Origin of the sequence: Streptomyces sp. NPDC048278 (assembly GCF_040652195.1) — a bacterium.
GTDB lineage: Bacteria > Actinomycetota > Actinomycetes > Streptomycetales > Streptomycetaceae > Streptomyces.
In genome coordinates this window covers 241873-254896 of the sequence record NZ_JBEZLP010000013.1, presented here as the reverse complement: position 1 = coordinate 254896, position 13024 = coordinate 241873, and the positions used below count along the sequence as shown (strand labels likewise).

Here is a 13024-nt window from a genome sequence, read left to right as displayed (position 1 = left end):
TCCCGTACGGGGCGGGTCAGTCGGGGCGTACGTCCGCGTGCAGGACCTCGAACTCCTCCAGGCCGACCACGGTCACCCGCGCCTTGGCGGCGTCCGCGCGCCGCGCCTCGGCCTGGCCGGCCCGGGAGGCGGCCATCGAGGCGCGGTCGACGAAGAGCGAGCCGACCATGCCCCGGCCCCGCTGCCGGTCGACGAACAGGGAGCACCGGGCGAAGCCGGGCAGCGCCTCCAGCCGGGGCAGCGCCGAGGAGCGGAAGGTCTCGGCGAACAGGTCCGTGTCGGCGGGGTCGAACTCCACCCGGGTGGAGCGCATACCGCCGCCCGTCCTCGGCTGCTGCACGGCGTGGAAGACGGCGACCTCGTAGTTCTCGACGGCGACGGTACCGGCGAAGGGTTCCAGCATCGGCCTGCGCCGCTCGCGCATGACCTGGTCGCTGTTGCTCCGGGCCGCCTCGCTGCCCCACCAGCTCACCGCGAGCAGTTTGCCCAGCTCCCGGTCGATGAAGACGCCCGCGCCCCGGTACTCGGGGCGCTCCTCGAGCAGTTCGCGCCCCTCGCTGTTCAGCGCCCTGACGGCCGCCTCCAGCCTCGCCGGATCGCCGGTGACGTACACCGTGCGTACGAACATGACCCCTCGCCTCCCAGGAGCCACCGCAGCCACCGCTCGACCTCCGCACGGCTCCTGCGCAAATATCCGGAATGTCCTGCCCCACCAGTGTTCCCCGGGGCCCATATCACCGCAATGCGCGAGAAATCACCGAGTTGACATCCAGGGGTTGACGCGGACATGCAGCCGGGTCCACCTTGTACGACACCCGGTCAGGAAACTTTCCTAACAGAAGGGGACCCCCCACAGTGCGCATCCGAACACTGACCCTTGCCGCGGCCTCCGGGGCCGCACTGCTCGCCGCCGGAATACTCCCCGCGAGCGCGTCCGGCGCCACTCCCAGGTCCGCCCAGGAGGGCTCGGTCAGCGCCGCCGACCTGCTCGCCAAGGTGAAGTCCTGTTCCCAGATCTCCAGCGGCAAGTACAAGACCGACGACGAGACCTCGGCCACGATCCCCGTCTGCGGCAAGAACGGCGCGGTCTTCTGGAAGGCCGACATGGACATCGACTGCGACGGCCAGCGCACCACCAACTGCAACGAGGACCGCGACCCCTGGTACCAGGACGACACCGCGTTCCACCAGTCCGACGGCAAGCCGCTCAAGGCCGAGTCGCTGCCGTACATCGTGGTGCCCAGCTCCAGCAGCATCTGGAACTACTCCAGCGCCGGCATCAAGGGCGGCGGCGTGGTCGCCGTGATCTACAACAACAAGGTCGAGTACGCGGTGGTCGGCGACACCGGCCCCACGAAGATCATCGGCGAGGCGTCCTACGCCACCGCCAAGGCGCTCGGCATCGACCCCGACCCGGCGACCGGCGGCGCCGACTCCGGCGTGACCTACATCCTGTTCAAGAACTCCAAGGTCTCCCCCATAGAGAGCCACAGCGCGGCGGTGACCCTCGGCGACTCGCTGGCGAAGCAGTTCCTCGCCGACAACTGACGGCGGGACACCCTTCGCCGACCACCGACCCGGGGAGGGCGAGCGGCCCGGTACCGCACGGTACCGGGCCGTTCCGGCAGCCCCTAGGCGGGCCGTACCGCCGTGTGGAGGGTCCGGACGCCGAGGACGAACAGGTCGGACCTGCGGTGCAGGCTCGCCGGGTCGGCCGGGTCGAGGAGGCGGTCCAGGATGGCGCGGTCGTCGGCGTCGAGGTCGTCGGTGAGGGAGTCGCGGAAGCGGGAGAAGATCTCGACGGCGTAGGTGCGCGCCCGGTCGGAGGCGGGAGCGGGCAGGTCGATCAGGAAACTGCGGGTACGGGCGTGCTGGAGACCCGCGGAGGCGAGGAGCGTCGGCCAGTCCTCGGTCTCGGCGACCGAACCGGGCAGTTCGGCGCGCATCCGCGCGAACCACTCCTCCTGCACCGCGTCGAGCCGGGCCTGGAGCCCGGGGCGGCCGATACCGATGTCGCGGGGCAGGAAGCGGCTGGGCAGGCCGCCCTCCAGGACGGCCAGCGTGCCGCCGGGCGCCAGCCGCTCGGCGAAGGCGGTGAGCGCGGCCCGCTGGTCGCCGAGGTGGTGCAGGCTGTGCCCGGCCCACAGCAGGTCCGCCGGATAGTCCAACTCGCCCAGCACCTGCGGCAGTTGACCGGCGAGCACGCCGAAGCGGTCGGCCATGCCCAGCCGCTCGGCGCGGGCCCTGGCCCGGTCGAGGAGCGGCTCGCTGCCGTCCACGGCCAGCACCCGGGCGCCCGGGAACACCTCGGCGAACAGACACGACACGACCCCCGGCCCGCTTCCGAGGTCGACGATCAGCCCCGGCTCGGTGACCTCCTGGCCGAGCCAGCCCAGCGCGCTCTCGTACAGGGGCGCGAAGAGCTCCGCCTGCGACTCCAGATGACCGGCCATCTCGGCCCAGTCGATGTCGGTGTTCGAGTGCGCGTGGTCGTGGTCGTGGTCGTGCTTGTGCCCGTGCTCGTGGGTAGGGGTCCGGGTGTGCTTGTGGGTGTCCGTGTGCCGGTGGTCGTGCGCCATGGGATCAGCCTCTCGTCCGCGTGCCGCCAGGGTGCGACGGCGCACCGCCCGGGTGCCAGTCCTGTTGCCGGTGCGGCAAAAAACCGGATGCGGACGGCAAGGCCGGCGAGCCACGATGACCGCATGGACGACGAGCTGGTCGAACGCTTTCTGACCGACGGTTTCGTGAAGATCGAGGGCGCGTTCCCGGCGCGCGTCGCCGAGGGGTGCGCCCGGCTGCTCTGGCGCGAGACGGGATACGACCCCGAGGACCCGGGCACCTGGAAGGACCCGGTGGTCTGGGTGGGCGGCAAGGCGGACGGTCCCTTCGCCGCCGCCCCCAACTCCCAGGCCCTGCACGACGCGTTCGACCTGCTGGTCGGTGCGCGCCGCTGGGATCCGCGCTATTCACTCGGCGCCTTCCCGCTGCGGTTCCCGCACGAGGAGGAGCCGGACGACGCGGGCTGGCACATCGACACCAGCTTCATGCCGGAGGGCGCCACCGACTGGTACGCCAACCTGTGGTCCCGTGAGCGGGCCCTGCTGATGCTCTTCCTGTTCAGCGAGGTGACCGAGGAGGACGCGCCGACCCGCATCCGGGTCGGCTCGCACCTGGACGTACCGCGGATCCTGGAGCCGTACGGCGAGCGGGGCGCCACCCTCCACGAACTCGGCTCCGAGGTCGACGCGGCCTCCGCGCACCGCCCGCTCGCCTACGCCACCGGACGCCCCGGCGACGTCTACCTCTGCCACCCCTTCCTGGTGCACGCCGCCCAGCCGAACCACGGCACCCGCCCCCGCTTCCTGGCCCAGCCCCCGCTGTACCTGAACGCACCACTGGAGCTGGACCGCCCGGACGGCAACCACTCACCGGTAGAGATCGCGGTCCGCCGGGGCTTGTCCCTGATGGACTGACCCCGGCGGAACCGCGCCCCCGAAGGGGCGCGGGGCTGTACCTGTATGCGGCTTAGCCGCGCGAGCGCGACCAGCCACACACGGCCCGCAGCTTCGATCTCACCTCACCGAACCGTCACGACAACGGCGGATACGCGTTCGCCATCAACTGCTGGAACTGGGCGGAGAACCAGTGCCCGGACAGCGGCGCGTTCGGCAGCGCACCCGACATGCTGTTCCCGTTACGGGCGTTGCCCGTGTACGTCGGGTCGCACATCTGGTCGAAGCCCTTGCCCTCGTCGTTCGGGATGGCGCTGCTGGAGCCGTCGGACTCACCCGGAGGCTTCATCCAGACGTAGGCGTCGATCCCGGCGGCCGGGCTGGCCTGCGGGCGCTCGCCGAGGCCGGCTCCGGCCTGGTTGCACCAGTTGCCGACGTGGATCCGGCGGTCGTAACGGCCGCCGTCGACGTACGCGTCCACGCTGGTCGTCGGGCCGGGGCCGGCCGGACGGGCACTGCCGCCCCAGCCGTTGCGGGAGGTGTCGATCAGCATGCCGATACCGGAGTTGAAGCCGACCGAGACCAACTGGGTGCGGAAGGCCTGCGCGAAGGAGAGTTCGTCGACGTACCGGTTCCAGTCGACCCACTTGGACTGGCGGACGGAGGTGCCGTTCACCGAGTCGTTGATGGTGAAGTTGTTCTCCTTCAGGGCGCTGTAGTTGGCCGTGTTGGTGATGAACCCGGCCACGTCGTCGACGGTCGCACCCTCACTGGTGGCCGCCTGCTTGAACACGTTGGCCGCCGGGGCGAAGTTGTCGTCCCAGCCGAGCCAGCCGTGGTGGCCGGCGTCGAGGTAGTTGTAGACGTTGGGGATCGCGCCGAGCTTCGCGAGGGCGTAGCCGACGCCCTTCACGTAGTTGCCGTTGGCCAGCATGGTGTTGCAGTTGGCGGTGGCGGTGGCCCGGCTGCCGGTGTTGGTGACCAGGTTGGGCAGCGAGTCGATCTCGATGGTGGTGACGATCCGCAGCGAGGCGTACTTGCTGTCGGAGAGGATCGCCGCGATCGGGTCGATGAACTGCGTCTTGTACTTGTCGATCTCCGTCGGGCCGAGCTCGCCGTTGGAGGCGAGGGCCGCGCAGTCGCGCCCTGGCAGGTCGTAGACGACCAGCTGGACGACTTCCTCGCCGCTGCCCTTCTGCGCGAGCGCCGCGTCGAGATGGGCGCGCAGCCCCATGCTGGTGCTGGTGCCGTTGATCGCGGCGATCCGGTCGAGCCAGACACCGGTGGGCTGGCTGGAGATCCGGCTGCCGCCCGTCTCGGCGGCGGCCTTCGCCGACCACTCCGGGTTCACGTACACCTTGGCACCGGCGTACGGGTTGTCGACGCGGGTCCCGGAGCCGCCCCCGTTGCCGCCACCGCCTCCCCCGCCGCTGCCGTCGTCGACGTTGCAGGTGACGCCGTCGAGGGTGAAGGCGGTCGGAACCGCGTTCGTCCCGCTGTACGACCCGTTGAACCCGAAGCTGACCGAACCGCCGGTCGCCAGGGTGCCGTTGTAGGTCTCGTTGCTCGCGGTCACGGCGGTGCCGCTCTGCGCGATCTTGCTGTTCCAGTAGCTGGTCACCTGCTGGTTCCCGGCGTACGACCACTTCACCGCCCAACTCGACTTCGCCGCCGAGTTGTTGGTGACGGTGACGGCGGCGGTGAAGCCGGCGCCCCAGTCGTTCTGGATCTTGTAGTCGACGGTGCAGGGGATCGCGGAGACCGCCGCCCGGGCCGCGGGGGCCACGGCGATCGCCGGCCCGGACACCCCGGCGACGAGCGCCAGGGCGGCGAGTACCGCTGTTCTGGTACGACTCATGAGTGCGGGTTCCTTCTTCTTCGGTGAGGTGCTTCTTCGGTGAGGTGCTTCTTCGGTGGGTGTGGTTACGGGTTGACGGCTCGTAGGTGGTCGCGCAGTCCGACGCCGTAGGCCGTGGGCGTGCCGGTGTAGTCGGAGATCAGGGACGGGCCCGAGGAGCAGTCCCAGGTGTTCCAGGTCCAGCCCAGGTAGGAGAGGCCGCGGTCGTCGAACCACTTCATGACCTGGTCGACGAAGGCGTGCGAGCAGGTGTTCTCGCCGATCTCCCCCGCGACCAGGGGAACTTGGGCCGCGACCGGGGCGAGGGTGGAGTTCCAGCAGCTCTCGGTGGAGCAGGTGTTGAAGTTGTAGACGTGGTAGGAGGCGACGAGATTGCCGGCCGGGTCGGTGGGCTTGTACGTCAGCCACTGGCCGAGGTCGTTGGAGTACGCGAGCCCGCCGATCATGATGACGTTCTTCGCGCCGGCACCCCGGATGGCGTCCACCAGGTCCTGCATGCCGGCGACCTCGTAGCCGATCCCGGAGCAGGTGCCGCCGTCCCGCCAGCACTCCCAGGCCTGGGTGACGGTCGAGGTCGCCCGGTCCGGGTACGGCTCGTTGAACAGGTCGAACACGGCCGCCTGGTCGTCCTTGAAGGTGCCGGCCACCGAGGACCAGAAGGACGGGGTGTACTGGGCGTCGGGCATCGGCTTCTGGCAGGTGGCGTGCACGTCGGAGCAGCCCGCCGAGTTGCCGGTGTACTGGCCGTAGGTCCAGTGCAGGTCGAGGATCGGCGTCAGGCCGAACGACTCGACGCGGGCCACCAGCTCCTTGACCGCGTTGATGTAGTTGGCGCCCGCGTACTCGGACTTGACGTTGGACAGGCCGAGCCAGCACTCCTCGTTGAGCGGGATGCGGACCGCGTCGGCCTTCCAGTCGGCGATCGCCCTGATGGCGGCGTCGTCGACCGGACCGTCCCAGATGCCGTAGCCCTGGACGCACATGAACTCGCCGCCGGAGCGGTTCACGCCGAGGAGGCGGTGGGCCGTGCCGGAGGCGTCCACGAGTCTGGCGCCGGAGACGTGCAGGGCGGGAGCCGTCCCGGTGGCGGGCGGCTCGGTCGGCGTCGGAGTCGGGGTCGGCTCCGCATCCACGTTGCAGGTGGTGCCGTTGAGCTTGAAGGCCGTCGGTACGGCGTTACCGCCCGACCAGGAGCCGAGGAATCCGGCGCTCACGCTCGCACCGGTGGCGAGGGAGCCGTTCCAGCTCTCGTTGGCGGCGGTGACCGCCGTACCGGACTGGGACCACTTGGCGTTCCAGCCCTGGGTGACCTTCTGGCCGTTCGCGAAGTCGAAGCCCAGGCTCCAACTGCTCACGGCAGCCATGTTGTTGGTGATGGTCACGGAGCCCTGGAAGCCGGTGTCCCACTGGCTGGTGACCGCGTACACGACCGTGCAGGCCGGCGTCGCCCCGGACGCCGACACCACCGGCACCAGCGCGGCCCCGACAAGGGCGACCGCACCGGTGACGGCTAAAAGAACTGAACGCGGGGGGTGTCGCATGAGCGACTCCTTGCAGCTCGGGCGCGTCGTGACGGACGCGTCGACTGAACGGAATCGCTCCCACTGGTGCGAAGGAAGGTAGCGCCAAGTGCGGGCAAAGACCAGGGGAGTTGCTTGACTTTTCGCCAGCGGGGTCCGTCGAATCTTTTCGACTCTTCAACGGCCTTGACCGAACCATGCCACGTCCCCACTATGGGAGCGCTCCCACTGGTTCAAGCCTTGACTTCTCCCCGAGCCGCAAGCGCAAGGAGGAACCAGCACATGCATCCCGCACATCCCGGAGGTACCGGGCGGCGGCGCAGAGCCGTGCGCCGGTTGTGGACGGCGGTGGTCGCGGCCCTCGCGCTTCCGTTGTCGATGCTCGCCACGGGGACCACGCCCGCCCAGGCGGCGACGGTCCAGTGCAGCGTGGACTACAAGACCAACGACTGGGGCACCGGCTTCACCGCCGACCTCACGATCACCAACCGCGGTACGGACGCGATCAGCGGCTGGACGCTGACCTACGCGTACACGGGCAACCAGAAGCTGTCCAACGGCTGGAACGGCACCTGGTCCCAGTCCGGCACCTCGATCACGGTGCAGAACGCGTCGTACAACGGCACCGTCGCGGCGGGCGCGGCGGTGTCGACGGGCGCGCAGTTCTCGTACACCGGCACGAACACGGCGCCGGCCGCCTTCGCGATCAACGGCACGACCTGCGCGGGCGCGCACCAGCCGCCCATCACCGTGCTGACCAGCCCGAGCGCGGGCGCGGTCTACACGCAGGGGGACGCGGTCCCGCTGGCGGCGACCGCGGCGGCGGCCGACGGCGCGACGATCAGCAAGATCGAGTTCTACGACGACACCACGCTGCTGGGCACGGACACCTCGTCGCCGTACGCGCTCTCGGTCTCAAGCCTGGCCGTGGGCAGTCACTCGCTGGTGGCGAAGGCGTACGACAGCCTGGGCGCGTCCGCGTCCTCGACGCCGGTCGGCATCACGGTCGCCTCGGGCCCCGCGGTGGTCGCCTCGCCGGCCCAGCTGGGCATCCAGCAGGGCGCGACCGGCGCCTTCGGGGTGAGCCTGTCGAAGCAGCCGAGCGCCAGTGTGACGGTGTCGGTGGCCCGCACGGCCGGCAACACCGGTCTTTCGGTGAGCGCCGGTTCGTCGCTGACGTTCACGCCGTCCAACTGGAGCACCGCGCAGAACGTGACCGTCGCCGCGGACTCCTCCGGCACCGGCTCGGCGACCTTCACGGCGTCCGCGACCGGCTACACCGGCGCCACGGTCACCGTGACCGAGCTGGCCGCGTCGAACGCGTACGACGCGCGCTTCCTGGACCTCTACGGGAAGATCACCAACCCGGCGAACGGCTACTTCTCCCCCGAGGGCATCCCCTACCACTCGGTCGAGACGCTGATCGTCGAGGCCCCCGACCAGGGCCACGAGACCACGTCGGAGGCGTACAGCTACCTTCTCTGGCTGCAGGCCATGTACGGCAAGGTCACCGGTGACTGGTCCAAGTTCAACGGCGCGTGGGCCCTCATGGAGAAGTACATGATCCCCACCCACGCCGACCAGCCGACCAATTCCTTCTACAACGCGTCCAAACCGGCCACCTACGCCCCCGAGTTGGACACCCCGAACGAGTACCCGGCGAAGCTGGACACCTCGGTGTCGGTGGGATCGGATCCGATCGCCGCTGAACTGAAGTCCGCGTACGGCACCGACGACGTCTACGGCATGCACTGGCTGCAGGACGTCGACAACGTCTACGGCTACGGTGACACGCCGGGCGGTGGCTGCGAGGCGGGGCCGGCGGTCGACGGCCCGTCGTACATCAACACCTTCCAGCGCGGTCCGCAGGAGTCGGTGTGGGAGACGGTTCCGCAGCCGACCTGCGACGCCTTCAAGTACGGCGGGACCAACGGCTACCTGGACCTGTTCACGGGCGACTCGTCCTACGCCAAGCAGTGGAAGTACACGGACGCCCCGGACGCCGACGCGCGTGCGGTGCAGGCCGCGTACTGGGCGGACGTGTGGGCGAAGGAGCAGGGCAAGGGAAGCGACGTCTCCGCCACCGTCGGCAAGGCGGCGAAGATGGGCGACTATCTGCGCTACGCCATGTACGACAAGTACTTCAAGAAGATCGGCAACTGTGTGGGGCCGACGACGTGTGCGGCCGGCACCGGCAAGGACGCCTCGGACTACCTGCTCTCCTGGTACTACGCGTGGGGCGGGGCGACCGATTCGAGCGCGGGCTGGGCATGGCGGATCGGGTCCAGCCATGTGCACGGCGGCTATCAGAACCCGCTCGCCGCGTACGCACTCAGCTCGTACGCCGACCTGAAGCCCAAGTCGGCTACCGGGGCGACCGATTGGGGCACGTCCCTGACCCGGCAGCTGGAGTTCTACCGCTGGCTGCAGTCGTCCGAGGGCGCGATCGCCGGTGGCGCGACCAACAGCTGGCAGGGGCGGTACGCAAGCCCGCCGTCCGGTACGTCGACGTTCTACGGCATGTACTACGACTGGGAGCCGGTGTACCACGACCCGCCGTCCAACCAGTGGTTCGGGTTCCAGGCCTGGTCGATGGAGCGGGTCGCCGAGTACTACCAGCAGACCGGCAACGCGAGCGCCAAGGCGATCCTCGACAAGTGGGTGGCGTGGGCGCTGTCCAAGACCACGATCAACCCCGACGGCACGTATCTCATCCCGTCGACGCTCCAGTGGTCGGGGCAGCCCGACACCTGGAACGCGTCGAGTCCCGGGGCGAACAGCGGACTTCATGTCACGGTCGCCGACTACACGAACGACGTGGGTGTCGCCGCCGCGTACGCGAAGACGTTGACGTACTACGCCGCCAAGTCCGGTGACGCGACGGCGAAGTCGACGGCCAAGGCGCTGCTCGACGGCATGTGGGGGCACTACCAGGACAGCCTGGGGATCGCGGTGCCGGAGACGCGGGCCGACTACAACCGGTTCGACGACACCGTGTACGTGCCGAGCGGCTGGTCCGGGAAGATGCCGAACGGGGACGCGGTCAACTCGTCGTCGACGTTCGCGTCGCTGCGGAGCTTCTACCAGAACGACCCTGCCTGGTCGAAGATCCAGAGTTATCTGGCGGGCGGGGCCGCGCCTGTCTTCACCTATCACCGGTTCTGGGCCCAGGCGGACATCGCCCTGGCCATGGGGTCGTACGCGGAGCTTCTCGAATAGCCCCCGCCGGGCGCAATGAGGGTAGGGCCGTGGTTCGGCTGCGGGTCCGCTTCGGCTGGTCGCGCAGTTCCTCCCCCAGCCTTCGGCCGGGGGGACCCCCAGCGCCCCTGACGGGGCGCTGTGGGCGCCGCTTCTCCCTCGGAACCGTCCGAAAGAGCTCTGTGTGCGTGGCTCCGCCACCTGACGGCGGGGCCTACCGGCCGGGCGATCCCTACCCGCACTGGGGGTCGCCCGGCATCTCTCACACCCGGAAGAAAGCGCTTGCCCTCCCTGGAAGGGACCCCCCATGCGAAGAACTCGCATCCTCACCGCCGTTCTCGCCCTCGCCGCCGGCCTGCTCGCGGGCACCCCGCCCGCGCTCGCCGCCGCTCCTCGGGTGGCGCTCGCCGCCGACACCTACACCTGGCACAACGCCCGGATCGACGGGGGTGGTTTCGTCCCCGGCATCGTCTTCAACCGCACCGAGAAGAACCTCGCCTACGCCCGTACCGACATCGGCGGGGCCTATCGCTGGTCGGAGTCGACGAAGACCTGGACGCCGTTGCTGGACTCGGTGGGCTGGGACGAGTGGGGGCACACGGGTGTGGTGAGCCTGGCCTCCGACCCGGTCGCCCCGGACAAGGTGTACGCGGCGGTCGGGACGTACACCAACAGCTGGGACCCGACGAACGGCGCGGTGCTGCGCTCCGCCGACCGGGGCGCCAGCTGGCAGAAGGCCGATCTGCCCTTCAAGCTGGGCGGAAACATGCCGGGCCGGGGCATGGGCGAACGGCTGGCGATCGACCCGAACAAGGACAGCGTGCTGTACCTGGGCGCGCCGAGCGGCAAAGGGCTGTGGCGGTCGACGGACTCGGGGGTGACCTGGTCGCAGGTGACGAACTTCCCCGACGTCGGCAACTACGTGCAGGATTCGACCGACACCACCGGCTACGCCTCCGACAACCAGGGCATCGTCTGGGTCACCTTCGACGAGTCGACGGGCACGGCGGGTACGGCGACGAAGACGGTCTACGTCGGGGTCGCCGACAAGGACAACGCGGTGTACCGCTCGACGGACGCGGGCGCGACCTGGACCCGGCTGGCCGGCCAGCCCACCGGGTACCTCGCCCACAAGGGCGTCCTGGACGCGAAGAACGGCTACCTCTACCTCGCCTACAGCGACAAGGGCGGCCCGTACGACGGCGGCAAGGGCCAGCTCTGGCGGTACGCGACGGCGACCGGCGCCTGGACGAACATCAGCCCGGTGGCGGAGGCCGACACCTACTACGGGTTCAGCGGCCTGACGGTGGACCGGCAGCATCCCGGCACGGTGATGGCGACGGCCTACAGCTCCTGGTGGCCGGACACCCAGCTCTTCCGCTCCACGGACAGCGGGGCGACCTGGACGAAGGCCTGGGACTACACGTCGTACCCGAACCGCTCGAACCGCTACACGATCGACGTCTCGTCCTCCCCCTGGCTGACCTTCGGCGCGAACCCGTCGCCGCCGGAACAGACCCCGAAACTGGGGTGGATGACGGAGTCGCTGGAGATCGATCCCTTCAACTCGGACCGGATGATGTACGGCACGGGGGCGACGCTGTACGGCACCGAGGACCTCACGAAGTGGGACAGCGGCGGCCAGTTCACCGTCAAGCCCATGGTGCAGGGGCTGGAGGAGACCTCGGTCGACGACCTGGCCGCTCCCCCGTCCGGCGGTGCCCAGCTCTTCAGCGCGCTGGGTGACATCGGCGGCTTCCGGCACACGGACCTCACCAAGGTTCCGTCGATGATGTACACGTCGCCGACGTTCACGACGACGACGAGCCTGGACTTCGCGGAGTCGAACCCGAACACGGTGGTCCGCGTGGGCAATCTGGACTCCGGGCCGCACATCGCGTTCTCGACGGACAACGGGGCCAACTGGTTCGCGGGGACGGACCCTTCAGGGGTGAGCGGTGGCGGTACGGTCGCCGCGGGCTCCGACGGGAGCCGGTTCGTGTGGAGCCCGGCGGGCGCAGGCGTGCAGTCCACGACGGGCTTCGGTTCGTCCTGGTCGGCGTCGAGCGGAATCCCGGCGGGCGCGGTCGTCGAGTCCGACCGTGTCGACCCCAAGACCTTCTACGGCTTCAAGTCCGGTCATTTCTATGTGAGTTCGGACGGCGGTGCGACCTTCACGGCGTCCGCCGCGACCGGGCTGCCGAGCGGGGACAGCGTACGGTTCAAGGCACTGCCGGGGACGAAGGGCGACGTATGGCTGGCGGGCGGCGCGACGGACGGCGCGTACGGCCTCTGGCACTCCACGAACGGCGGCACGACCTTCACCAAGCTCTCGAATGTCGACCAGGCCGACACGATCGGCTTCGGCAAGGCGGCGCCCGGAGCCTCGTACCAAACCCTGTACACCAGCGCCGAGATAAGCGGCGTCCGGGGCATCTTCCGCTCCACGGACCAGGGTTCCACCTGGACCCGGATCAACGACGACGCCCACCAGTGGGGCTGGACGGGCGCGGCCATCACCGGTGACCCACGGGTGTACGGGCGGGTGTACGTCTCGACGAACGGCCGGGGCGTGATCTACGGCGACACCTCGGACACCGGCGGAGGCGGAGGCGGAGGCGGAGGCGGAGGCACGGACCCGACCCCGACCGGCGCCTGCACGGTCGCCTACACCGTCACCAACCAGTGGACGGGCGGCTTCCAGGCGAACGTCCAGCTCACCAACACCGGCGCCACCTCCTGGAGCAGCTGGTCCCTCGGCTGGTCCTTCCCGAACGGCCAGACCGTCGGGCAGCTCTGGAACGCCGACTGGACCCAGTCCGGCGCGGCCGTCACGGCGAAGAACGTCAGCTGGAACGGCACGGTGGCCGCCGGTTCCTCGGTGTCCTTCGGCTTCACCGGCACCTGGACCGGCTCCAACACCACACCCACCGCGTTCAAGCTGGGCGACCAGACCTGCACGGCCGCCTGACGACCGAGGGCGCGTGCCGCACCGG

At 69.7% G+C, this 13024-nt stretch carries 8 protein-coding genes; 4 read left to right on the top strand and 4 right to left on the bottom strand.

What is annotated here, in order from left to right:
* Positions 1-16: 16 nt before the first annotated feature.
* On the bottom strand, positions 17-628 hold the full coding sequence (locus tag AB0D74_RS24000) for a hypothetical protein (protein WP_362590442.1): 612 nt from the start codon (positions 626-628) through the stop codon (positions 17-19).
* A 227-nt stretch (positions 629-855) separates the two neighbouring features.
* On the opposite strand from AB0D74_RS24000, the gene AB0D74_RS23995 reads away from it, so the two are divergent.
* The gene (locus AB0D74_RS23995; RefSeq protein WP_362590439.1) at positions 856-1548 is read left to right on the top strand and encodes a glycoside hydrolase family 75 protein; all 693 of its coding nucleotides are present in this window, start codon (positions 856-858) and stop codon (positions 1546-1548) included.
* A gap of 83 nt (positions 1549-1631) precedes the next feature.
* Here the strand turns inward: AB0D74_RS23995 and AB0D74_RS23990 are convergent, their stop codons facing one another.
* Entirely contained in the window at positions 1632-2579 is a 948-nt protein-coding gene (locus tag AB0D74_RS23990; RefSeq protein ID WP_362590436.1) for a methyltransferase, read from the bottom strand.
* Between the two features lie 123 nt (positions 2580-2702).
* Between AB0D74_RS23990 and AB0D74_RS23985 the strand changes: the two genes are divergently transcribed.
* Positions 2703-3473, top strand: coding sequence for a phytanoyl-CoA dioxygenase family protein (locus AB0D74_RS23985; protein ID WP_362590433.1), 771 nt, complete (start codon positions 2703-2705; stop codon positions 3471-3473).
* A gap of 115 nt (positions 3474-3588) precedes the next feature.
* On the opposite strand, the gene AB0D74_RS23980 is transcribed toward AB0D74_RS23985, so the two are convergent.
* Both AB0D74_RS23980 and AB0D74_RS23975 read right to left on the bottom strand, forming a co-directional pair.
* Positions 3589-5310 carry a glycoside hydrolase family 6 protein gene (locus AB0D74_RS23980; RefSeq protein WP_362590430.1) on the bottom strand — a complete coding sequence of 574 codons (1722 nt, stop codon included), beginning with the start codon at positions 5308-5310 and terminating at the stop codon, positions 3589-3591.
* A gap of 65 nt (positions 5311-5375) precedes the next feature.
* Positions 5376-6851 carry a cellulase family glycosylhydrolase gene (locus AB0D74_RS23975; RefSeq protein ID WP_362590427.1) on the bottom strand — a complete coding sequence of 492 codons (1476 nt, stop codon included), beginning with the start codon at positions 6849-6851 and terminating at the stop codon, positions 5376-5378.
* Between the two features lie 261 nt (positions 6852-7112).
* Between AB0D74_RS23975 and AB0D74_RS23970 the strand changes: the two genes are divergently transcribed.
* Both AB0D74_RS23970 and AB0D74_RS23965 read left to right on the top strand, forming a co-directional pair.
* On the top strand, positions 7113-10049 hold the full coding sequence (locus AB0D74_RS23970) for a glycoside hydrolase family 48 protein (RefSeq protein ID WP_362590424.1): 2937 nt from the start codon (positions 7113-7115) through the stop codon (positions 10047-10049).
* Between the two features lie 286 nt (positions 10050-10335).
* Positions 10336-12999: a cellulose binding domain-containing protein gene (locus AB0D74_RS23965; protein ID WP_362590421.1), complete on the top strand. Its 2664-nt coding sequence runs from the start codon at positions 10336-10338 to the stop codon at positions 12997-12999.
* Positions 13000-13024 lie beyond the last annotated feature (25 nt).